Source organism: Arthrobacter sp. PvP023, from assembly GCF_017832975.1.
GTDB lineage: Bacteria > Actinomycetota > Actinomycetes > Actinomycetales > Micrococcaceae > Arthrobacter.
Window position 1 is genome coordinate 2,674,993 of the sequence record NZ_JAFIBI010000001.1, and the last position, 22,302, is coordinate 2,697,294.

Here is a 22,302-nt window from a genome sequence, read left to right on the forward strand (position 1 = left end):
TTGGGGCACAACCTCCGGCCGCCGCGAGGTATTTCCGTTACCCGGTCTCGATTCTAGGGGCGCCTTTACTCGTCCAGCATTTCCGGCGTCACATTGGCCTCGGTCCCGGGGATTCCCAGGTCCAGCGCTCGTTTGTCCGCCATCGCCAGGAGCCTGCGGATCCTGCCGGCAATCGCATCCTTGGTCATGGGCGGATCGGCCAGCCGGCCAAGTTCGTCCAGGCTCGCCTGCTTGTGTGCAACGCGGAGTTCACCGGCATACTTCAGGTGGTCCGGGACGTCGTCGCCGAGGATCTCCAGTGCGCGGTCCACCCGGGCGCCGGCGGCAACTGCTGCCTGGGCCGAACGGCGCAGGTTGGCGTCGTCGAAGTTGGCCAGCCTGTTGGCCGTCGCCCGCACCTCCTTGCGCATGCGGCGTTCTTCCCAGACCATGAGCGCGTCATGGGCACCCATCCGGGTGAGCAGCGCGGCGATCGTGTCTCCGTCGCGGATGACCACCCGGTCCACTCCCCTGACTTCGCGGGCCTTGGCCTGGATGCCGAGGCGGCGGGCCGCGCCCACCAGCGCCAGGGCCGACTCGGGCCCCGGGCAGGTCACTTCCATGGCGGAGGACCGGCCCGGCTCGGTCAGCGATCCGTGGGCAAGGAAGGCGCCGCGCCACACGGCTTCGGCGTCGGCGGCGGAACCGTTGACCACTGCCGACGGCAGCCCGCGGACAGGGCGGCCGCGCGCGTCCAGCAGCCCGGTCTGGCGGGCAAGGGCTTCGCCGTCGCGCACCACCCGCACCACATACCGGTTGCCGCGGCGGAGCCCGCCGCCGGAGACGACGATGATCTCGCTTTGGTGGCCGTATACCTCGGCGATCGCGGCCCTGAGGCGGCGTGCCGTGGACGCGAGGTCAACCTCGGCCTCAATCACGATGCGGCCGGAGATGATGTGCAATCCGCCGGCAAATCGCAGCATCGCCGAGACTTCTGCCTTGCGGACCGAGGACTTCTTAATGTCCAGGCGGGACAGTTCTTCTTTGACTGATGATGTCAGTGCCATGGCACCTTCCTAACTGTTCCCGAAAATATCGTGGTACGCCGTTGCCAGACGCAGGGGGTCGTGGATCGGACGGCGGCTCGACGCCCCTACTTTACCCAACACCACCTCGGCACCGAGCATCCCTGCGGCCCGCTTGAACTCCTCGACGTCCGGCACGGACACAGGGTCAGCGAGCACGACGTCGATACTGAAGTCTGGAGCGTAGCTGCGCAGCACATGCAAGTGGTCGGCAGCGGACATCCCGGAGGTCTCCTTGGTGTCCGTAGCCAGGTTCATGGTGAGGCACCGTTTGGCGGGGGTGTCGGAGAGAGCCTGCCGCATCTCGGGCAGCAGGAGGTGCGGCAGGACGGACGTGTACCAGGACCCCGGGCCGAGGATGACCCAGTCGGCCAGTTCGATGGCCGTCAGGGCTTCGACACATGCACGCGCCGACTCCGGCAGGAGCCGGACGCTTTCCAGCGAACCTGCCACGGCGCACTTGGCCTGCCCCCTGACCGTCTCCAGGGTGTACGTGCCGTCGGGGCCGGGTACCCGGACGTCGCCCTCGATCGTCAGTGGCTCGCCGGACATGGGCAGGACCTGTCCGCGTGCGCCGAGCAGGGCGCCGGCCCATTTCAGGCCGCCCACGGTGTCTCCCAGCAGTTCCCAGAGGGTGACGATGAGCAGGTTGCCCATAGCGTGGTCATCGAGCGAGCCGCCGCGGCCCGCGCCCGGCTTGAACCGGTGCTGCATGACGTCCCGCCAGGTCCGCCCCCAGTCGGTGTCGTCACAAAGGGCCGTGAGGGCCATCCGCAGGTCGCCGGGCGGCAGGACGCCGTACTCCTCGCGGAGCCGGCCGGAGGATCCGCCGTCGTCCGCTACGGTGACGATCGCCGTCAGTTCGGAGGTCAGCAGCCGGAGGGCCGACAGCGAGGCGGAGAGCCCGTGGCCTCCGCCGAGGGCGACGACGGACGGACCTTTGTCCAGTTGCCCGCCGCCGGTGCCGGCTGCCGGCGGAACCAGGGGCAGGGGCCCGGTAAGAAGTCCCATTACTCGCGGCCCAGGTCCCGATGGGTGGTGGTCACCGTGACACGGGGGTACTGCGCCAGCTTCTTGGAGAGTTCCATGGCGACGGCCACCGAGCGGTGCTTGCCGCCGGTGCAGCCCACGGCAATGGTGGCGTAGTGCTTGTTTTCGCGGCGGTACCCGTCCAGGACCGGCTCAATGGCCAGCACGTAGCGGTCCACGAAGCTCTTGACGCCCTCGGCCTCGAGGACGTAATCGCTCACGTCCTTGTCCAGGCCGGTATGCGGACGAAGCTGCGGGACCCAGTGCGGATTCGGGATGAAGCGGGCATCGACAACAAAGTTCGCGTCCACCGGCAGCCCGTACTTGAATCCGAAGCTCATGACATTCAGCCGCAGGGCGACGGGACCGGTCTCGCTGAAGAGCTCGGTGATGGCGGTGGCAAGGGCGTGGACGTTGAACTCGGACGTGTCCAGCACGATGTCCGCGGAATCCCGGAGTTCATGCAGCAAATCCCGCTCCGAGGCGATGCCGTCGAGGATCCGCCCGCCTTCCTGGAGCGGATGCGGACGGCGGCCCTGCTCGAAGCGGCGCACCAGGACGTCGTCGTTGGCGTCCAGGAACAGGACACGGAACGTGACGCCGCTGGCCTCGAGGGTTTTCAACGCCGCCCGGATGTCGGCGAAAAGAGCCGTGCTGCGGACATCGACCACCACGGCGAGCTTGGGGATGGACTGCGGGGCGTGGGACACAAGTTCGGCCAGGGTGCCGAGCATCTGCGGCGGAAGGTTCTCAACGACATACCAGCCGTGGTCCTCAAGGGCGTCCGCAGCGGTACTGCGCCCCGCCCCGGACATACCCGTCACCACGAGCAGTTCCGCTTCAACGGGCCTGACGGGCGTCATGCCGTCCTGTTCCGCTTCGGATCCTGCCGTTGACTCTGCCATGAGTAAAGCCCCATTCCTGCTATGTAATTCGACGCAACCGCGCGTTCCGCTTCAGGTCCTTACCCTAGCTAAGTTTCAATGATTTCGCCGGTCGTCATATTGATTGACGGCGCTTCCGCATCGGAGGCCGCGGCGCCGTTGCTGAAATGACTGACGATTGCGTCCGCCAGCGATGGGCCGATGCCCTTGGCCGTCGTTAGTTCGGCCGCGCTGGCGGTCCGGATGCTCTTAACCGAGCCGAACTGCGCAAGCAGCGCTTTGCGCTTGGCCTCCCCCAGGCCGGGAACGCTGTCCAGGGCGGAAACCGTCATGGCCTTTCCGCGCTTCTGCCGGTGGAAGGAGATGGCGAAACGGTGGGCTTCGTCGCGGATGCGCTGGAGCAGGTAGAGGCCCTCGGACGTCCGCGGCAGGATCACCGGAAAGTCGCTGTCCGGCAGCCAGACCTCTTCGAGGCGCTTGGCCAGGCCAACGACATAGACGTCATCAATCCCGAGTTCCGCCAGGGCGCGCGCAGCGGCGTTCACCTGGGGCTTTCCGCCGTCCACCACTACGAGGTTGGGCGGGTAGGCGAACTTTGCGCGCGGCGCGGGCGTGGTGGTGTCCTGCATGGAGGCCACCGCCATGGCCTCGAGCGCTGCCTGATGTCCGGGAAGCTGCGCCGCTTCCGCCTGGGAGGCCTTCTCCTGCAGATAGTTCCGGAAGCGGCGGGTGAGGACATCATGCATGGCAGCTGTGTCGTCCACGGCGGCGGCGCCGGTGATGGAGAACTTGCGGTAGTCGGACTTTTTCGGAAGACCGTCTTCCACCACCACCATGGACGCCACCACATTCGTGCCCTGCACGTGGGAAATGTCGAAGCACTCGATACGGAGCAGCGCGACAGGCAGGTCCAGGGCCTCCTGGAGCTCCTGCAGCGCGAGGGACCGGTTCGTCAGGTCCCCGGCGCGCCGCGATTTGTGCAGCTTGAGTGCGTGCTCGGCATTTTCCCGGACCGTGGACATAAGTGCTGCCTTGTCTCCGCGGCGCGGCACCCGGATGTCCACTTTTGCACCCCGCAGGCCGGCAAGCCACTGGGCAAGCTCGGCAGCGTTGCTCGGCTCCTCGGGGACCAGGACCTCGCGGGGCAGCCGCCCCTGCGTTTCGCCTTCCTCGCCATAGACCTGCTGGAGCAGGTGCTCCACAAGGTCCGGCGTGGTGAAGTCCTCGACCTTTTCCACCACCCAGCCGCGCTGGCCGCGGACCCGGCCGCCACGGACATGGAAGACCTGGACGGCGGCCTCCAGCTCATCCTCATGCAGCGCGAAAACGTCCGCGTCGGTGTCTTCCGCCAGCACCACGGCGTTGCGTTCGAAGACCTTTCGCAGCGCAATGATGTCATCCCGGACGCGGGCGGCCCGCTCGTAGTCGAGCTCGGCAACTGCCGCGGCCATATCCTTTTCCAGCCGTCCGATGAAGCGCTTGGCTTCACCGCCCATGAAGGAACAGAAGTCTTCCGCCAGCGCCCGGTGCTCCTCCGGCGTGACCCGGCCGACGCACGGTGCGGCGCATTTGTCGATGTAACCAAGCAGGCAGGGCCGTCCGCTGGCCTGCGCCCGCTTCAGGACGCCCGGGCTGCAGCTTCGGACGGGAAAGACGCGCAGCAGCGTGTCCATCGTTTCGCGGATGGCCCCGGCCGTGTACGGGCCGAAGTAGCGGGTGCCTTTGCGGCGTTCGCCGCGGAGAACCTGGACACGCGGAAACTTCTCCCCCATAGTGACGGCCAGGTAGGGGTAGGTCTTGTCGTCGCGGAAGACGACGTTGAACCGCGGCTTAAACTCCTTAATCCAGGTGTATTCCAGCTGCAGCGACTCCAGTTCGCTTCCGACGACGGTCCATTCCACGCTGCTGGCGGCGTGGACCATGGCGTAGGTCTTGGGCAGCAGTCCGCCGGGATTGGCGAAGTACGAATTCAGGCGGGATCGCAGGCTTTTGGCCTTGCCGACGTAGATGACGCGGCCGTGCGGGTCCCGGAAACGGTACACGCCCGGGTTGGTTGGAATCTCACCCGTTTGGGGTCGGTAACTAGCTGGATCTGCCACGATTCAAGTCTACTGACGCTGCAGGGAACATCCGGACAGGGGGTCCCCGGGCGCCCTACTCAGCGGCTTTGCTCTGGTTGTAGCTCGTTGATCGCTCCTGGCCGCTGAGCTCCGCAATGGCGTCCATGATGCGGTCCGTCACTTGGCGGCGTGCGGGCAGGGAGTGGTCCGGTCCGGTCTTCTCAAAGTACAACGGCTCGCCGACCTTCATGGTGAAGTGCTGCGGCTTCACGCCGTTCTGGCCGGCCGGCTGGAGGTTTTCGGTCCCGATGAGGCCTACGGGAATGACCGGCGCCCCCGTGGTCAGCGCGAGCCAGCCGACGCCGGTGCGGCCCCGGTAGAGGATGCCGTCCCGGGAGCGGGTGCCCTCCGGATAGATGCCGATGCCTTTTCCGGCCTCGAGGATGTCCAGCAGCGTCTTGAGGGCCGCCACGCTGGCAGCCTGTTCCCCGCGTTCCACCGGAATGGATCCTACGGATTCGAAGAAGGACTTCATCACCTTCCCCTTGACGCCCCCGGTGGTGAAATATTCGGCCTTCGCGAAGAAGGCCACCGGCCGGGGCATCAGCGCCTGGACAATAACGCTGTCCAGGAAGGACAGGTGGTTGGGCGCGACGATGAACGGGCCTTCTTTGGGAACGTTCTCCAGCCCGATGACGGTCGGCCGGCACGTTCCGGAGATCAACGTGCGGGTGGTCCAGCGGATCGCATCAAACAATGCCATCGTTGTTCACCCCGCTCAGGGCTGCGGCGCGCACGGCGTCAAGGCTTTCCACGACGGCCAATAGATCCGTGGTGGTGTGCACGATTGCCATGGCGCCTGCCTCATGGAGTTCACCGTCCGGGGCGAATCCCCAGCTGACGCCGATGCAGTCGAGGCCGTTGGCCAGGGCACCGGCCACATCCTGGGCACGGTCCCCCACCATGACGGCGTGCTGGGTGCGGAGGTCGGACAGGGCGGCGGCAACAATTTCAGTCTTGCCGAGCGGAACCTGGGCGTGCGCGGCTTCGTCCGCGGCGGAACCGCGGATGAAGCGGAACGAGGACGCAATGCCGTGGTGTTCCAGCACGATCCGGGCCAGTCCCTCCGGCTTCTGTGTGGCCACGGCTATCGGCCGGCCCGCGGCGGCGTATTCCTCAACGAGCTCGCGGATGCCCGGGTACAGGCGGCTCTGGGCGATGCCCGTTTCGAGATAGTAGGACCGGTACAGGCGGATGACCTCGCCCAGCTGCTCCTGCGGAACTCCCGCGATGTTGAGCAGGGAGTCGCTGAGTTTCGGACCGATCATCGCGTTCAGCAGGGCAGGGTCGGGAACCCCGATGCCGAGTTCGGTAAGGGCCGCGGAGATTCCGTCCGTGATCCCCCCTGCCGGGTCGACAAGAGTGCCGTCCAGGTCGAAGATCACGGGCACTGTTGAAAGGGTCACCGGGTTAGTTTCCCACAAGTGCGCGAATGGCTGAAACTCGCATTCCCCGGCAGGAATACTTCTTCCCGCCGGATCAGCAAGCTCCAGCCATTCGTCGCAGTCCGGCAGACGCTAGCCCAGGATCTCCGCCAGGAAGGACGCCGTGTAGCTTGTGGTGGACTTTGCGACCTGTTCCGGGGTTCCGGTTGCGATGATCTGGCCGCCGCCGGAACCGCCGTCCGGCCCCAGGTCGACGATCCAGTCCGCGCTCTTGATGACATCGAGGTTGTGCTCGATGGTGATCACGGTATTGCCCTTGTCCACCAGGCCCTGGAGGACCATGAGCAGCTTGCGGATGTCCTCGAAGTGCAGCCCGGTGGTGGGCTCGTCCAGGACATAGATGCTGCGTCCGTTGGATCGCTTCTGGAGTTCCGCGGCCAGCTTGACGCGCTGGGCTTCACCGCCGGACAGCGTGGTGGCCGGCTGCCCCAGCCGCACGTAGCCCAGTCCGACGTCCACGAGCGTGCGGAGGTGGCGGGCGATGGGGGTGAAGGCGGCAAAGAACTCCGCGCCCTCCTCGATGGGCATGTCCAGGACGTCGGCGATCGTCTTGCCCTTGTAGTGGACTTCCAGGGTTTCCCGGTTGTACCGCGCACCGTGGCAGACCTCGCATGGCACATAGACGTCCGGCAGGAAGTTCATTTCGATCTTCAGCGTGCCGTCGCCGGAGCACGCCTCGCAGCGGCCACCTTTCACGTTGAACGAGAACCGCCCGGGCTGGTAGCCGCGGACCTTGGCTTCGGTGGTCTCGGCGAAGAGCTTGCGGATGTTGTCGAACACGCCTGTGTACGTGGCGGGGTTGGAGCGCGGCGTCCGGCCGATGGGGCTCTGGTCGACGTGCACCACCTTGTCCAGGTGCTCCAGGCCCTGCACGGACTTGTGCCGGCCGGCCACCTGCTTGGCGCCGTTGAGCTTGTTGGCCAGCACCTTGTAAAGGATTTCGTTGACCAGGGTGGACTTGCCGGAACCGCTCACGCCGGTGACCGCCGTCAATAGGCCCAGCGGGAAGGCGGCATCCACGTTGACGAGGTTGTTTTCCCTTGCGCCGATGACCTTCAGCTCTCGCTTTTTGTCATACTTGCGGCGCTTCTTCGGGATTTCAATCTTTTTGCGCCCGGAGAGGTAATCGCCGGTGAGGGACTCGGTGTTTTCCAGGAGTTCCTTGTAGGAGCCGGAGTGCACCACCTGGCCGCCGTGTTCACCGGCTCCGGGCCCGATGTCGACTACCCAGTCGGCTTCCTGGATGGTGTCTTCGTCGTGCTCCACCACGATGAGGGTGTTGCCGAGGTCGCGTAGGCGGGTAAGCGTTTCGATCAGCCGCCGGTTGTCCCGCTGGTGCAGGCCGATGGAGGGCTCGTCCAGGACGTACAGGACCCCCACGAGGCCGGAACCGATCTGGGTTGCCAGCCGGATGCGCTGGGCTTCGCCGCCCGACAACGTGCCGGAGGGGCGCTCCAGGTTCAGGTACTCCAGCCCGACATCCAGGAGGAAGGTCAGGCGCGCCTGGATTTCCTTCAGGACCTGGTGCGCAATCTGTGCCTCGCGGCCGGTCAGCACCAGGGTGTCCAGGAAGTGCGCGCATTCACGCATGGGCATGGCAGCAACGTCGGCAATGGACTTGCCGTTGATCAACACGGACAGCGAGGCCGGGTTCAGGCGGGCGCCGTTGCAGGCAGGGCACGGGATCTGCCGCATGTATTCCTCGTAGCGGTCCCGGGCAGAATCCGAATCCGTTTCCAGGTGCTTGCGGTGCACGTACTGGATGACGCCCTCGAAGCCGGTGCTGTACTTGCGCTCCCGGCCGAAGCGGTTGCGGTACTGCACCACGACCTTGTGGTCCTTGCCGTGCAGGACGGTCTGCCGGATGTCCTTGGGAAGCTTCTGCCACGGCGTCTTCATTGAAAAGCCGAGCTCTTTCGCCAGCCCGGACAGCAGCCGGTTCCAGTACTCGCTGGTGGCCGTGCCCAGCGACCAGGGCGCGATGGCACCCTCATTCAGGGAAAGCTCCCCGTTCGGAATGATGAGTTCCTCGTCAACTTCCAGCTTGGTGCCGATGCCGCTGCATGCCGAGCACGCCCCGAAGGGGTTGTTGAACGAGAACGAGCGGGGCTCGATTTCATCGATGGCAAGCGGGTGTTCGTTGGGGCATGCGAGGTGCTCGGAGAACGCCCGGATCCGCTCCGGATCATCGGCTTCGAGGTCGACGAACTCGGACAGGACGCGGCCCTCAGCCAGTCCGAGTGCCGTTTCGACGGAGTCGGTCAGTCGCTGCCGGATGCCGTCCTTGACCACGAGCCGGTCCACCACGACTTCGATGGTGTGCTTGAACTGCTTGCCGAGCTTGGGAGGATCGCTGAGCTGGATGAGGTCGCCGTCCACCCGGGCCCGGGAGTAGCCCTTGGCCGTGAGTTCCTTGAAGAGGTCGACGAATTCGCCTTTGCGGCCGCGCACCACGGGAGCGAGGACCTGGAAACGCGTGCCGTCCGGCAGTTCAAGGAGTTGGTCGACGATCTGCTGTGGCGTCTGCTTGGCCACTTGCTCGCCACAGACGGGGCAATGCGGACGGCCTACACGAGCCCAGAGCAGGCGCATGTAGTCGTAGATCTCCGTGATGGTGCCCACGGTGGACCGGGGGTTCTTGCTGGTGGATTTCTGGTCGATCGAAACAGCCGGGGACAAGCCCTCGATGAAGTCCACATCCGGTTTGTCCACCTGCCCGAGGAACTGGCGGGCGTACGCAGAGAGGGATTCAACGTAACGGCGCTGCCCCTCGGCGAAGATGGTGTCGAACGCCAGGGACGACTTGCCGGACCCGGACAGCCCGGTGAAAACGATCATGGAGTCGCGCGGCAGGTCCAGGTCCACGTTCCGCAGGTTGTGCTCCCGTGCCCCCTTCACCACGAGGCGGGAAAGGTCGGGGCGCGCCGGTTTTCCTTGTTTTAAGGGGACGACGGCGGAGCGGGCATCAAGGGCTGGTTCTTCAGCTACGGCTTTAGGCACTCACTAATGCTAATCGAAAACTTCTTCGAATTTCTATTGCGGGCGCCTATTCCGCGTCGTAGGCGGCCGCAAGCAGCTGCACTGCCTCCGCGAAGCTGGCGCCCTGGGCCTTCGCCGCCGCGGCGAATTCCGCCGCCACTGCGGTCAACGATGTCCAGGCCTCGTCCCTGGCGCAGATCACGGTGCCGTGCCGGCCACGGGTGGCAACCACCCCGGCCGCTTCCAGCTCCTTGTACGCCCGGGCGACGGTGTGCGGTGCGACGCCCAGTGCGGTGGCGAGGCTCCGCACTGCGGGAAGGCGGGTACCAGCAGCGAGGGCCCCGCTGTCCGCCCGCTCGATGATGTTCAGGCGCAGCTGTTCGAAGAGCGGTACCGAACTGCCCTGGTTCGGTTTCCAGGTCCCCGGGAACTCATTCGCGCCGCTCACAGCTCGGACGCCCCTGACCGCAGGGACTCTTGCCCGCCGGCAAACTGGGCATCGTAGAGCCTGCTGTAGTGGCCGTTGGCCGCCAGCAGCTGTTGGTGGTTCCCTTGTTCAACGATTCGTCCGTGGTCCATGACCAGAATTAGATCAGCGTCCCGCACCGTGGACAAACGGTGGGCAATCACGAAGCTGGTCCGGCCATGGCGCAGCCGTTGCATCGCCTGCCGGATCTGCACCTCCGTGCGGGTATCCACGGAACTCGTTGCTTCGTCCAGCACCAGGATGCTCCGGCCGGCGAGGTGGGCCCTGGCGATGGTGATCAGCTGCCGCTGCCCCTGGCTCAGGGTGTCGCCGTCGTTGCCCAGCATGGTGGCATAGCCGTCGGGGAGGGCCCGCACGAAGTGGTCCACCAGCGAGGCTTCGGCGGCCGCAACGACGTCGGCCTCGCTCGCGCCGGGACGGCCGTATTCGATGTTTTCCCGGATGGAGCCGGTGAAAACCCAGGCGTCCTGCAGCACCATCCCGATCATGGAACGCAGCTCGTCGCGGGAGCGCCCCGCGATGTCCGCACCGTCGATGGTGATCCGGCCGCTATCCAGCTCGTAGAACCTCATGAGCAGGTTCACCATGGTGGTCTTGCCGGCTCCGGTGTGGCCCACGATGGCCACGGTCTGCCCGGGCTCGGCGGTGAAGGACAGTTCCCGGACCACCGGAGCCCCGCTGGTGTAGCCGAAGGTGACGGCGTCGAACACCACCCGTCCGCCGCTGGCACCTGCCCCGGGCTGGCGGGCGCCTCCCGGTTCCGCCCCGTCCGGTTCTACCCTGTCCGGCGGAATCTCCGCCGCATCCAGCAGGGCGAACACACGCTCCGCCGACGCAATGCAGGACTGGATCAAGGTGACCATACCGCCAATCTGGCCGATGGGCTGGCTGAAAAGCCTGCTGAACTGGATGAACGCCTGGACCCCGCCGATGGTCATGGCCCCGGCCGTGACCTGCAGGGCCCCCACCACAGCCACGGCAATGTAATTGAGGTTGGAGACGAACACCAGGAGGGGCTGCACTGCGCCGGAAACATACTGGGCGCGGGCGCTGGTCCGGAAGAGCCTGTCGTTGCTGTTGGTGAAGGTTTCGGTGGCCAGGCCCTGCCGGCCGAAAGCCTTGAGTACCTCGTGGCCCGTGATGTACTCCTCAAGATGCGCGTTGAGTTCGCCTGTAGTGCTCCATTGCTCGGAAAAATGCGCCTGCGACTTCCGGGCCACCAGCACCGTGACCACCGTGGAAAACGGCACGGTCACGAGCGCAATGACCGCCAGTAGCGGCGAAAGCCACAGCATCATGGACAGGGCACCGAGCAGCATCAGCACCGACAGGATCAGCTGGTTCAGCAACTGGTTCAGGGCCTGCGAAATATTGTCGACGTCGTTGGTTGCCCGGCTCAGGACGTCGCCGCGGCGCTGCTCGTCGAAATGCGCGGACGGCAGCCTGGCCAGTTTGTCCTCCACCGCGGCCCGCAGCCGGTAGCTCACGCGTTGGACCGCCGTGGCCGTGACAGCTCCCTGCACCCAGCTGAAGGCCGAGGCGCCGATGTACATCACTGCCACGATGAGAAGCAAGGAAGCCAGCTTCTGTTCGTTGAAAGTCCCTCCAAAAACACCTTCAACCACGACGTCGGTGGCGTCGCCCAACAGTTTGGGCGCCGACACGTTAAGCGCCACAAAGGCGCACGTGGCCGCCACGGCGGCGAGCATGCGCCAGGTGACGGGACGCAGCAGCCGCAGGAGCCGCCTGCCGGTGACCCAAGCGCCACCCCCGGCGCTGCCTGCGGCGTTGTCCGCCGTCGTCGTTGTACGGGACGCGGTCACAGCCTGCCACCCAGCGCGAACTGCGAGGCAGCGATCTCCTGGTACACCGTCGACGTGCGCATGAGTTCGGTGTGTGTGCCCTGCGCTACCAGCCTGCCCTGGTCCAGCACCAGGATCAGGCCCGCGTCGAGGATGGTGGCGATGCGCTCGGCCACGATGATCACCGTGGACCGGCGGGTGAGCGGCGCGAGCGCCTGGCGGAGGCGGGCGTCGGTTGCATAGTCCAAGGCGGAGAAGCTGTCGTCAAAAAGGTATACCGGAGCGTCCCGGAGCAGCGCGCGGGCAATGCACAGCCGCTGGCGCTGTCCGCCGGAAAAGTTCGTTCCGCCCTGGCTCACGGCGCTGTGGAGACCATGCGGCAGTTCACGCACGAAGTCCTCCGCCTGGGCGGCACGGAGCGCCCGGAGGATGTCCTCGTCGCTCGCGTCAGGGGCGGCCATGCGCAGGTTCTCTGCCACGGTGCCGGAAAAAAGGTAGGCGCGCTGGGGCACCAGCGACAGACTGTCCCGCAGGAAGTGCAGCGGAAGTGAACGCACGTTGTGGCCGCCGATCAGTACCTCACCGGCCGTGGCGTCCAGGAACCGTGGCAGCAGGTTGAGCAGCGTTGACTTGCCGCTTCCCGTTGAACCGATGATGGCGGTAGTGGTCCCCGGCAAAGCGGTGAAGCTGATGCCGTCCAGCACGGGTGCTTCCGCCCCGGGATAGGCGAAGCTGACGTCGCGGAATTCCACCGTGCCGCCCGGCGTGCGCCGGCCCGGGGGCAGCCCTGACCGCGAGATCAGCGGGTCTGCGATGGCGGGGCGGGTGTCCAATACGGCCTGGATCCGTTCGGCGCAGACCGCGGCCCGGGGAGCCGTCATCAGCACGTACATGGCCATCATGATGGCGATGAGGATCTGCAGGATGTAGGCGATGAAAGCTGTCAGCGAGCCAAGCTGCATCTCCCCGGCCTGGATCCTGTGGCCGCCGAACCACACCACCGCAACTGAGGACAAATTAACCACAATCATGATCAGCGGGAGCATCCCTGCCACCAGCAGGGCAGACTGCAGGTTATTGCGGGTCAGTTCGCGGTTTACGACGGCGAAGCGGCGCGCCTCGTGTGCCTGGCGGACGAACGCGCGGATCACGTTGGCTCCGATGATCTGCTCGCGCAGCACGCGGCTGATCCGGTCGATTAGTACCTGGCCCTGCCGGTACAGGGGCACCAGGCGGCGGACGATCACGTACATGATGAGAACGAGCAGGGGCACGATGGCCACCACAATGCCGGAGAGGACCACATCCTGGTTGAGGGCCAGGACAATGCCGCCGATGCCCATGGCGGGTGCCGCCACCAGCATGGTAAAGACCAGCACGGCCAGCGCCTGGATCTGCTGGACATCATTGGTGGCCCGGGTCACCAGGCTGGTCACGCCGAACGTCCCCACTTCCTGGGAGGACAGCGACTGGACTTTGGCGAAGAGCTCCTGGCGCAGCTGGCGGCCAAGCTTCATGGCCACGTTCGCACTGAAGTACCCGGCAGCCAGGGCGGCGGCAACCTGGACGGCGGCAATCGCGGCCATCCACCCGCCCAGCCGGAGGATTAGGTCCGTGTTTCCCTTGACGATTCCATCGTCGATAACGGAGGCATTGAGCGTGGGCAGGAAGAGGTTGGCCGTGGTCTGGACGAACTGCAGCACTACGATGGCCAAAACGGCAGGCTTATGCGCGGCGAGCAACCGCATCATCATGCCCCGGAGCACCGCACCCCCTCCCGCCGTGGCGCCATATTCAGCCCCGTTTCCGCGCGACTGCGAAGATCCTTCGGAACGGGAACACTGTGCCGTGGGCCGTGGCCGGATAGGCATCCCGCAGCCTCGCGGAGTACTCCGCTTCGAATTCAGCCGCCTCTTCGGGCGGGAGCGCCGCCAGCACCGGCCGCAGTCCGGCTCCCCTGACCCACTCCAGCACCGGATCCGGCCCGTGGAGCACCTGCTGGTAGGTGGTTTCCCACGCATCCGCGTCGCAGCCGGCGTCGAGCATGATGTTCAGGTACTCGGCCGGTTCAGCGACGGCGTCGTCGTGGCGCAGCACGCCGTCGAGCGTGTCCTTCCAGCGGCCGGACTCCGCGAGCTGCCGCATGAGCACATGGGAGGGTGACCTGAAATTCCCGGGCACCTGAAGGGCAAACCACGCACCGGGGGTGAGCGCCTCCAGCCAGCCGGCCAGCAGGGCGGGATGGCCGGGGACCCATTGCAGCGCCGCGTTGGAAACCACCACGTCGGTGCGCTCCGACGGCATCCAGTCGGTGATGTCCTGCAGCGTGAAGGACAGGTTGGCCGTCTGCGCCGAGTGCTCCGCTGCCTTGAGAAGCATCTCTGCGGACGAATCGACTCCCACCACCCGGGCATCGGGCCAGCGCTCAGCCAGGGTGGCGGTCAGGTTGCCCGGACCGCAGCCGAGGTCCACAACGTTGCGGGGACTCTCAGCGTGGACCCGCGCAGTGAGGTCAAAATATGGCCTGTCGCGGTGGTTGCCGAACTCCACGTACTTCGCAGGATCCCACTTCAAAGACGCCCCCTCCAATGGCTCGTGCTGTTGCCGTAGGCCGAGCCTAGCCCGGCCCGGCCCCGCGACCAAGGAGGAACCACCCATTGGCGGCGGGCACTAAGCTTGAAAGCAATGAAACTCGTTGAGCAGCTCCCTGTCCCGGCCGAACGCACGTCCAGCGGGACGGACCACGATCCGGACGAGCTCTACACCCGCTTCGTCGAATGGACGGAAAGCCGCGGGTTGTCCCTCTACGCCGCACAGGACGAAGCCATTATGGAGCTGGCGTCCGGGGACAACGTCATTCTGGCTACACCCACCGGCTCCGGCAAGTCCCTGGTGGCAATCGCCGCGCACTTCCAGGCCATGGCACGCGGGGACCGCAGCTACTACACGGCACCCATCAAGGCCCTCGTCTCGGAGAAATTCTTCGCCCTGTGCGACATCTTCGGCGCCGAAAACGTGGGCATGATTACCGGCGACTCGGGCGTCAACCAGGACGCGCCCATCATCTGCTGCACCGCGGAAATCCTGGCCAACATCGCCCTTCGCGAGGGTGCCGGAGCGGACCTCGGCGCAGTGATCATGGACGAGTTCCACTTTTACTCCGACCCCCAGCGCGGCTGGGCCTGGCAAGTACCGCTGCTGGAGCTCCCGCAGGCGCAGTTCCTGCTGATGTCCGCCACGCTCGGTGATGTCAGCCGCTTCGAGGCCGGCCTCACGGAACTGACGGGGCGCCCGACGACGACCGTCAGTTCCGCTGAGCGTCCGATTCCGCTGCACTACTACTACGAGCAGACTCCGGTGCACGAGACCCTCGAGGAGCTGCTGTCCACCAAACAGGTGCCCGTCTATGTGGTCCACTTCAGCCAACTTGAGGCAATAGACCGGGCGCAGAACCTGATGAGCATCAACGTCTGCACCCGCGAGGAGAAGGACAAGATCGCTGAGCTAATAGCCGGCTTCCGTTTTGCGGCCGGGTTCGGCAAGACCCTCAACCGCCTGGTGCGGCACGGCATCGGCGTCCACCACGCCGGCATGCTGCCGAAGTACCGGCGGCTGGTGGAGCAGCTGGCGCAGGCCGGCCTGCTCAAGGTCATCTGCGGCACCGACACACTGGGCGTTGGGATCAACGTGCCCATCCGCACCGTCCTGCTCACCGCACTGAGCAAGTACGACGGCGTACGCACCCGGCTGCTGAACTCGCGCGAGTTCCACCAGATTGCGGGCCGCGCGGGCCGGGCCGGCTACGACACCGCCGGCACCGTGGTGGTGCAGGCCCCCGAACATGTGATCGAGAACGTCAAGGCGATGGCCAAGGCCACCGCCAAGTTCGGCGACGACCAGAAGAAGCTCCGCCAGGTGGTCAAGCGCAAGCCGCCGGAGGGCTTCGTCTCGTGGGGCGAACCGACCTATAACCGGCTGGTGAGCTCCGTCCCGGACCCGCTGACGTCGAGCTTCACCGTGACGCACGCCATGCTGATGAACCTGATGGAACGCCCCGGTGACCCGTTCAAGGCCGCCCGCCGCCTGCTCACCGAAAACCACGAACCCCGCAGTTCACAGCTGCAGCTGATGAAGAAGGCACTGGGCATCTACCGGGAGCTGCTGGCCGCGGGAGTTGTGGAGCGGATTCCGCCCGAGGAACAGGGCCCCGACGGCAGGACCGTCCGGCTCACGGTCCACCTGCAGGCCAACTTCGCGCTGAACCAGCCGCTCTCGCCGTTCGCGCTGGCGGCGCTGGAACTCCTCGATCCGGAGTCGCCGTCGTACGCCCTTGATGTGGTGTCCGTCATCGAGTCCACGCTGGAGAAGCCCCGGCAGATCCTCTCGGCCCAGCAGAAGAAGGCCCGCGGCGAAGCCATCGCCGCCATGAAGGCCGACGGCATTGAGTACGACCAGCGCATGGCCATGCTGGAGGACGTCACCTACCCGCAGCCGCTCGCGGAAATCCTTGGCGAGGCCTTCGATGTCTATCGCAAGGCCGCGCCGTGGGTGGGCGACTTCGAACTCGCCCCCAAATCGGTGGTCCGGGACATGTACGAACGGGCGATGAACTTCGGCGAATTCGTCCAGTTCTATGGGCTGGCCCGCTCCGAAGGCATTGTGCTGCGGTACCTCGCCGACGGTTTCAAGGCACTGCGGCAGACGGTGCCGCAGGACGCCCTGCGCGAAGACCTCGAAGACCTGATTGCGTGGCTGGGCGAGCTGGTCCGCCAGGTCGATTCCAGCCTCCTGGACGAATGGGAGGAGCTGACCTCCGGCGCCGCCCCGACTCCGCATGACGCTCCCCCGCCTCCCCCGCCGTCACTGACGTCCAACATCAGGGCCTTCCGGGTCATGGTCCGGAACGAGATGTTCCGGCGCGTGGAGCTCTTCGCCGATGAGGCGGCCACCGAGCTCGGTGAGCTCGACGGCGCCGCCGGCTGGGATGCCGAGCGCTGGGAGGACGTCCTGGACGACTACTTCGACGAACACAACGACATCGGCACCGGGCCGGACGCCCGCGGACCGGGCCTGCTGATCATCAACGAGGAACCCGGGATCTGGAAAGTGCGGCAGATCTTCGACGATCCCGCCCGGAACCACGACTGGGGCATCTCGGCGGAGGTGGACCTGGCTGCGTCCGACGAAACCGGCACGGCAGTGGTCCGGGTGACCGACGTGAACCGGCTGTAGTCGCTAGTAAACTCGAATAATGAGTGTAATCCGGCCCGCAACCGTTGAAGACGTCCCCGTCATCCTGCAGATGATCCACGAACTGGCTATCTACGAGAAGGAGCCCCACGCTGTCCGGAATACCCCGGAAATGCTAGCCGGGGTCCTCTTCGGCGAAAGCCCGCGGGTGTACGCTGCGATGGCGGAGAACGAATCCGGCGACGTCCGGGGCTTCGCGCTCTGGTTCCTGAACTACTCCACCTGGGAAGGCGTCCACGGCATCTACCTGGAGGACCTTTACGTGACTCCGGATGCCCGCGGCGAAGGCCACGGCAAGGCGCTGCTCCAGCATCTGGCGGCCACCGCCGTCGAACGCGGTTATGCGCGCGTTGAGTGGAGCGTCCTGGACTGGAACGAACCGTCCATCAACTTCTACAAGAAGCTGGGCGCGTTTCCCATGGCGGAGTGGTCCACTTTCCGGCTGACGGGGGAAGCCCTCGAATCGTTCGGGACGTCCCGCGAGGCGCAGGTCCTTGGCTGATCTTCCGATGACAGGGCTCTCCGCCGTGGGAATGCTGGAGGCCGCGGCGGATGCCGCCGCCAAGGTTCCCGCCGCCGTCCCGCACACCGTCAAGGCGCGCCACGAGTACCGCGGGATGCGCACGGCCGAGCACTATTTCGAGGTGCCGCTGGATCATTTCGGCGGCGGCGCCGGGGAAACCATCACCGTTTTTGCGCGCGAGTACGTCTCCGCCGACCACAGCGAGGAAGATGCCGCCAGGCTGCCGTGGCTGTTGTACCTGCAGGGCGGTCCCGGCGGGCGCGGCAACCGTTTCCCCTCCCTGGGCGGCTGGAGCAAGGCCGCCGCCAGGGACTTCCGCATCCTCATGCTGGACCAGCGCGGCACGGGGCTGTCCACTCCAATCGACCGCAACACGCTCCCGCTTCGGGGAAACGAAACGGACCAGCTGGGATACCTGACGCACTTTCGGGCAGACTCGATCGTTGCTGACGCGGAAGCGATCCGTCGTGCCCTCGGGTCTGCACCGTGGACCATTTACGGGCAGAGTTATGGCGGCTTCTGCGCCCTCAGCTACCTCTCCTTCGCACCGGAAGGCCTGCGCGGGGCGCTCATCACCGGCGGCCTGGCTCCGCTGCACGGCCCTGCGGACCGCGTATACCAGGCCACCTACCGCCGCGTCGCCGCCCGCAACGCCGAATACTTCAAGTCCTACCCCGAGGACCGCGCCGCGGTCACCCGCATTGCCCGGCACCTCCGCGAAACGGAGGAGCACCTGCCCGACGGCGAGCGGCTCACCGTAGAGCGCTTCCAGATGGTGGGCTCGTTCCTTGGCGGAAATACCCGCGTGGACACCCTGCACCATCTGCTCGAGGACGCCTTCGTGGCCACGCCCGGCGGCGACCGCCTCTCGGACGCGTTCCTGGAGCAGGTACGCGGAATCGTCACCCGCGCCGGCAACCCGCTGTATGCGCTCATGCACGAGTCCATCTACGGCCAGGAGGAAGCCACGGACTGGGCTGCGTTGCGAGTACTCCAGGACTTTCCCGAATTCCGCCCGGACGCCGCCGAGCCGCTGCTGACCGGGGAAATGGTTTATCCCTGGTACTTCGAACAGGACGCCGCGCTCCGGCCCCTGCGCAGTGTGGCCCAACTGCTGGCCGAGAAGTCCGACTGGAAGCCGCTGTATGACCTGGAGCGGCTGGGAGCGAACACCGTTCCCGTTGCCGCCGCCGTGTACAGCGAGGACATCTACGTTGACCGGGACCTCTCGCTTGAAACGGCTTCGGCCGTCCGCGGGCTCCAGGTCTGGGAGACCGCGGACTTCCACCACGACGGCATCGCGGACGACGGCGAAGGCATCTTCGGGCGGCTGCTGGGAATGGTGCGCTCAGTCCGCAACTGAGCCGATCCGGAAAGCAGACAACCCCGGCCACCCATGTGGCCGGGGTTGTCTGTGCAGTACGGGAGCCTAGTCGGCGTCGCTCATGCTCTTGCGGGCGTCCTCTTCGAGGCGCGCGTCCACCTTCGCCTGTGCGGCCTTGGAGCTCACCAGGCTGGCAATCACGGCGACGATGATGGTGCCCACGATGACGGCAAGGGACACGAACGTGGGGATCTCAGGGGCCCACTCGATGTGCTTGCCTCCATTGATGAACGGGAGCTCGTTGACGTGCATCGCGTGGAGGACCAGCTTGACGCCAATGAACGCCAGGATGAAGGACAGCGCGTGCTTCAGGTAGATCAGGCGGTTCATCAGGCCGCCCAGCAGGAAGTACAGCTGGCGCAGGCCCATCAGGGCGAAAAGGTTGGCGGTGAAGACGATGAACGGACTCTGTGTCAGGCCGAAGATCGCCGGGATGGAGTCAACAGCGAAGAGCAGGTCGGTGAGCCCGATCGTGACGAAGACGATCAGCATCGGGGTGAAGACCTTCTTGCCGTCAACCGTGGTGCGCAGCTTGCCGCCGTCGAACTTCTCCGACATCGGAATCACCTTGCGGAGCTTCGCGATCAGCGGGTTTTCCTTGTCCTCTTCGTCTTCACCCTCGTCCTGGGCCTGCTTCCACGCGGTCCAGAGCAGGAAGGCGCCGAAGATGTAGAAGACCCAGCTGAACTGCTCGATGACGATGGCGCCGAGCAGGATGAAGATGCCGCGGAGGATCAGCGCGATGATGATGCCCACCATCAACACTTCCTGCTGGTACTTACGGGGCACCGAGAAGCGCGCCATGATGATGATGAACACAAAGAGGTTGTCGATGCTGAGGCTGTACTCCGTCACCCAGCCGGCAACGAACTGCCCGCCAAACTCCGGGCCTGTGAAGGCAAACATCGCACCCGCAAACACCAGGGCCAGGGCCACATAGAACGTGACCCACAGGCCGGCTTCCTTCATGGAAGGCTCGTGCGGGCGGCGCAGCACCAGGAGGAGGTCGAAAGCGAGGATAAGGCCGAGGACGACGAATGAGCCGACCTCAAACCAAACGGGTAAATCGAGCACAGGGATGCCTTTCGCAGGGTACAGAGATGCGTTGTAAGTCTCTCCGGCTTTGCCTGTGCACTTGGTGCTGAATCGGCAGCCCGCTACGCCCGGCAGGGCATCTATGCCGTGCGTGTTGACGATCGTAGCGCTTGGGATACTCCCCTACGTGAGAACAACTTTACCCTAGGCGTGGCCCGCTGCCTGCATCTGCCGCAGTTCCTTCTTCAACTCCCCCACTTCATCCCGCAGCCGGGCCGCGAGTTCGAACTGGAGTTCGCCGGCCGCGGCGTGCATCTGTTCCGTCAACTGCTCGATGAGTCCCACAAGGTCCTCCGCCGGCGCGGCTGCCAGACCGTCCGCCCGCACTGTGGACGCACCCTTGCCCTTGCCCCGGGTCTTCCCGGAGGCGGCGAGCAGTTCGCGCGTGTCGGCGTCCTCCTTGGCGAGCTGGTCGGTGATGTCTGCGATCTTCTTCCGCAGCGGCTGCGGGTCGATGCCGTTTTCCGTGTTGTAGGCCACCTGGATGGCGCGGCGGCGGTTGGTTTCGTCGATGGCGTGCGCCATGGAGTCGGTGATGCGGTCAGCGTACATGTGCACCTGTCCCGAGACGTTACGGGCTGCGCGTCCGATGGTCTGGATCAGTGACGTGGAGGAGCGCAGGAAGCCTTCCTTGTCCGCGTCCAGGATGCTCACGAGAGAGACCTCGGGCAGGTCCAGGCCCTCACGGAGCAGGTTGATGCCCACCAGGACGTCGAACACACCCATGCGGAGTTCGCGGAGGAGTTCCACGCGGCGGAGCGTGTCCACGTCGGAGTGCAGGTATTCCACCTTCACGCCGTGCCCCAGCAGGTAGTCGGTGAGGTCCTCGGCCATCCGTTTGGTGAGGGTGGTGACCAGGACGCGTTCGTTCTTCGCCGTGCGGGTCTTGATCTCGCCCAGCAGGTCGTCGATCTGGCCCTTGGTGGGTTTGACGACGACTTCGGGGTCGATCAGGCCGGTGGGCCGGATGATCTGCTGCACGAAACCGTCGGACTTGCCGAGTTCATACTTGCCGGGGGTGGCCGAAAGATAGACCGTCTGGCCCACGCGCTCCTGGAATTCGTCCCACTTGAGCGGGCGGTTGTCCATGGCCGAGGGCAGGCGGAAGCCATGGTCCACAAGGTTCCTTTTACGGGACATGTCGCCCTCGTACATGGCGCCGATCTGTGGAACGGTGACGTGGGATTCGTCGATGACCAGCAGGAAGTCGTCAGGGAAGTAGTCGAGGAGGCAGTGCGGCGCGGTTCCGCGGGCGCGGCCGTCGATGTGCGAGGAGTAGTTCTCGATGCCGTTGCAGAAGCCCATCTGCTGCATCATTTCGAGGTCGTACGTGGTGCGCATGCGGAGCCGCTGGGCCTCCACGAGCTTGTTCTGGCTTTCAAGGACCTGCAGCCGCTCGGCGAGCTCATCTTCGATCCGCTTGATCGCCCGGCTCATGCGTTCCGGACCGGCCACGTAGTGCGAGGCCGGGAAAACGTACATCTCTTCTTCGTCCCGGATCACTTCGCCGGTCAGCGGATGCAGGGTGTGGATGTTCTCGATTTCGTCACCGAAGAATTCGATCCGGATGGCCAGTTCCTCGTACATCGGGATGATTTCCACGGTGTCGCCTCGGACCCGGAACGTGCCGCGATGGAAGTCCATGTCATTACGGGTGTACTGCATGGAGACGAATTTCCGGAGCAGGTCGTCGCGGTTCATCTCCGCCCCCTTGCGGAGCGTCACCATGCCCGCGATGTACTCTTCCGGCGTACCCAGGCCGTAGATGCAGGACACGGTGGCCACCACGATCACGTCGCGGCGGGTCAGCAGTGCGTTCGTGGCGGAGTGCCGGAGCCGTTCGACTTCCTCGTTGACGGAGGAGTCCTTCTCGATGAAGGTATCCGTCTGCGCCACGTAGGCCTCGGGCTGGTAGTAGTCGTAGTACGACACGAAGTATTCGACGGCGTTGTTGGGAAGCAGTTCCCGGAATTCGTTGGCCAGCTGCGCGGCGAGGGTCTTGTTCTGCACCATCACCAGGGTTGGGCGCTGTACCTGCTCAATGAGCCAGGCGGTCGTCGCGCTTTTGCCGGTACCGGTGGCGCCAAGCAGCACCACGTCCTTTTCGCCGTTCCTGATGCGCTCCGTCAGCTCCGCGATGGCGGCCGGCTGGTCGCCTGCCGGCTTGAACTCGCTGATGACCTCGAACGGAGCCACGACGCGGTTGATTTCCTGGGCAAGACTCATGAATCTAATCTACC

At 65.5% G+C, this 22,302-nt stretch carries 16 protein-coding genes; 3 read left to right on the forward strand and 13 right to left on the reverse strand.

All coding sequences use genetic code 11. The features are described 5' to 3' along the window. Positions 1 to 65 precede the first annotated feature (65 nt). From whiA to JOE31_RS12445, 11 genes are all read right to left on the reverse strand, one after another. Entirely contained in the window at positions 66 to 1,046 is a 981-nt protein-coding gene (gene whiA / locus JOE31_RS12395; RefSeq protein WP_011691931.1) for a DNA-binding protein WhiA, read from the reverse strand. A gap of 9 nt (positions 1,047 to 1,055) precedes the next feature. Continuing rightward, positions 1,056 to 2,075, reverse strand: a complete 1,020-nt coding sequence (gene yvcK / locus JOE31_RS12400) for a uridine diphosphate-N-acetylglucosamine-binding protein YvcK (protein ID WP_209744834.1) — start codon at positions 2,073 to 2,075, stop codon at positions 1,056 to 1,058. Next, positions 2,075 to 2,998, reverse strand: coding sequence for an RNase adapter RapZ (rapZ, locus tag JOE31_RS12405; protein WP_011691929.1), 924 nt, complete (start codon positions 2,996 to 2,998; stop codon positions 2,075 to 2,077). The genes yvcK and rapZ overlap by 1 nt, the downstream gene beginning before the upstream one ends. Positions 2,999 to 3,066: 68 nt before the next feature. Further along, the gene (uvrC, locus tag JOE31_RS12410) at positions 3,067 to 5,076 is read right to left on the reverse strand and encodes an excinuclease ABC subunit UvrC (RefSeq protein ID WP_209744837.1); all 2,010 of its coding nucleotides are present in this window, start codon (positions 5,074 to 5,076) and stop codon (positions 3,067 to 3,069) included. A gap of 55 nt (positions 5,077 to 5,131) precedes the next feature. Continuing rightward, positions 5,132 to 5,800 (reverse strand): 1-acyl-sn-glycerol-3-phosphate acyltransferase, encoded by a 669-nt coding sequence (locus JOE31_RS12415; protein WP_011691927.1) that lies wholly within the window; start codon positions 5,798 to 5,800, stop codon positions 5,132 to 5,134. After that, positions 5,787 to 6,503, reverse strand: a complete 717-nt coding sequence (locus JOE31_RS12420) for an HAD hydrolase-like protein (protein ID WP_209744840.1) — start codon at positions 6,501 to 6,503, stop codon at positions 5,787 to 5,789. The genes JOE31_RS12415 and JOE31_RS12420 overlap by 14 nt, the downstream gene beginning before the upstream one ends. Positions 6,504 to 6,614: 111 nt before the next feature. After that, a complete protein-coding gene (gene uvrA, locus JOE31_RS12425) occupies positions 6,615 to 9,542 on the reverse strand; it encodes an excinuclease ABC subunit UvrA (protein ID WP_209744843.1) in 2,928 nt (975 codons plus the stop codon). Positions 9,543 to 9,588: 46 nt separating this feature from the next. Continuing rightward, positions 9,589 to 9,969, reverse strand: coding sequence for a GntR family transcriptional regulator (locus JOE31_RS12430; RefSeq protein ID WP_209744846.1), 381 nt, complete (start codon positions 9,967 to 9,969; stop codon positions 9,589 to 9,591). Next, on the reverse strand, positions 9,966 to 11,717 hold the full coding sequence (locus tag JOE31_RS12435) for an ABC transporter ATP-binding protein (RefSeq protein WP_245199654.1): 1,752 nt from the start codon (positions 11,715 to 11,717) through the stop codon (positions 9,966 to 9,968). Before JOE31_RS12435 ends, JOE31_RS12430 begins: the two co-directional genes overlap by 4 nt. A 110-nt stretch (positions 11,718 to 11,827) precedes the next feature. Beyond that, on the reverse strand, positions 11,828 to 13,564 hold the full coding sequence (locus tag JOE31_RS12440) for an ABC transporter ATP-binding protein (protein WP_209748394.1): 1,737 nt from the start codon (positions 13,562 to 13,564) through the stop codon (positions 11,828 to 11,830). 40 nt (positions 13,565 to 13,604) lie between these two features. Then, on the reverse strand, positions 13,605 to 14,384 hold the full coding sequence (locus JOE31_RS12445; RefSeq protein ID WP_209744850.1) for a trans-aconitate 2-methyltransferase: 780 nt from the start codon (positions 14,382 to 14,384) through the stop codon (positions 13,605 to 13,607). Positions 14,385 to 14,495: 111 nt separating this feature from the next. Here JOE31_RS12445 and JOE31_RS12450 point away from each other — a divergent pair, with 111 nt between their 5' ends. From JOE31_RS12450 to JOE31_RS12460, 3 genes are read left to right on the forward strand one after another with little or no spacing between them, the layout of a single operon-like run. Beyond that, positions 14,496 to 17,042 carry an RNA helicase gene (locus tag JOE31_RS12450; protein WP_209744852.1) on the forward strand — a complete coding sequence of 849 codons (2,547 nt, stop codon included), beginning with the start codon at positions 14,496 to 14,498 and terminating at the stop codon, positions 17,040 to 17,042. 19 nt (positions 17,043 to 17,061) lie between these two features. Beyond that, positions 17,062 to 17,562, forward strand: coding sequence for a GNAT family N-acetyltransferase (locus JOE31_RS12455; protein ID WP_209744854.1), 501 nt, complete (start codon positions 17,062 to 17,064; stop codon positions 17,560 to 17,562). Positions 17,563 to 17,593: 31 nt separating this feature from the next. Next, positions 17,594 to 18,946 carry an alpha/beta fold hydrolase gene (locus JOE31_RS12460; RefSeq protein ID WP_209748396.1) on the forward strand — a complete coding sequence of 451 codons (1,353 nt, stop codon included), beginning with the start codon at positions 17,594 to 17,596 and terminating at the stop codon, positions 18,944 to 18,946. Between the two features lie 66 nt (positions 18,947 to 19,012). Here the strand turns inward: JOE31_RS12460 and JOE31_RS12465 are convergent, their stop codons facing one another. Both JOE31_RS12465 and uvrB read right to left on the reverse strand, forming a co-directional pair. Further along, positions 19,013 to 20,041: a TerC family protein gene (locus tag JOE31_RS12465; RefSeq protein ID WP_043429752.1), complete on the reverse strand. Its 1,029-nt coding sequence runs from the start codon at positions 20,039 to 20,041 to the stop codon at positions 19,013 to 19,015. Positions 20,042 to 20,206: 165 nt separating this feature from the next. After that, entirely contained in the window at positions 20,207 to 22,288 is a 2,082-nt protein-coding gene (gene uvrB / locus JOE31_RS12470) for an excinuclease ABC subunit UvrB (RefSeq protein WP_209744856.1), read from the reverse strand. Positions 22,289 to 22,302 lie beyond the last annotated feature (14 nt).

What these genes read in the sequence shown, in the direction of transcription:
- whiA (WP_011691931.1), bottom strand. Translation starts at nt 1,046, where the DNA reads ATGGCACTGACATCATCAGTCAAAGAAGAACTGTCCCGCCTGGACATT.
- yvcK (WP_209744834.1), bottom strand. Translation starts at nt 2,075, where the DNA reads ATGGGACTTCTTACCGGGCCCCTGCCCCTGGTTCCGCCGGCAGCCGGC.
- rapZ (WP_011691929.1), bottom strand. Translation starts at nt 2,998, where the DNA reads ATGGCAGAGTCAACGGCAGGATCCGAAGCGGAACAGGACGGCATGACG.
- JOE31_RS12415 (WP_011691927.1), bottom strand. Translation starts at nt 5,800, where the DNA reads ATGGCATTGTTTGATGCGATCCGCTGGACCACCCGCACGTTGATCTCC.
- JOE31_RS12435 (WP_245199654.1), bottom strand. Translation starts at nt 11,717, where the DNA reads ATGCTCGCCGCCGTGGCGGCCACGTGCGCCTTTGTGGCGCTTAACGTG.
- JOE31_RS12440 (WP_209748394.1), bottom strand. Translation starts at nt 13,564, where the DNA reads ATGATGATGCGGTTGCTCGCCGCGCATAAGCCTGCCGTTTTGGCCATC.
- JOE31_RS12450 (WP_209744852.1), top strand. Translation starts at nt 14,496, where the DNA reads ATGAAACTCGTTGAGCAGCTCCCTGTCCCGGCCGAACGCACGTCCAGC.
- JOE31_RS12455 (WP_209744854.1), top strand. Translation starts at nt 17,062, where the DNA reads ATGAGTGTAATCCGGCCCGCAACCGTTGAAGACGTCCCCGTCATCCTG.
- JOE31_RS12460 (WP_209748396.1), top strand. Translation starts at nt 17,594, where the DNA reads ATGCTGGAGGCCGCGGCGGATGCCGCCGCCAAGGTTCCCGCCGCCGTC.
- uvrB (WP_209744856.1), bottom strand. Translation starts at nt 22,288, where the DNA reads ATGAGTCTTGCCCAGGAAATCAACCGCGTCGTGGCTCCGTTCGAGGTC.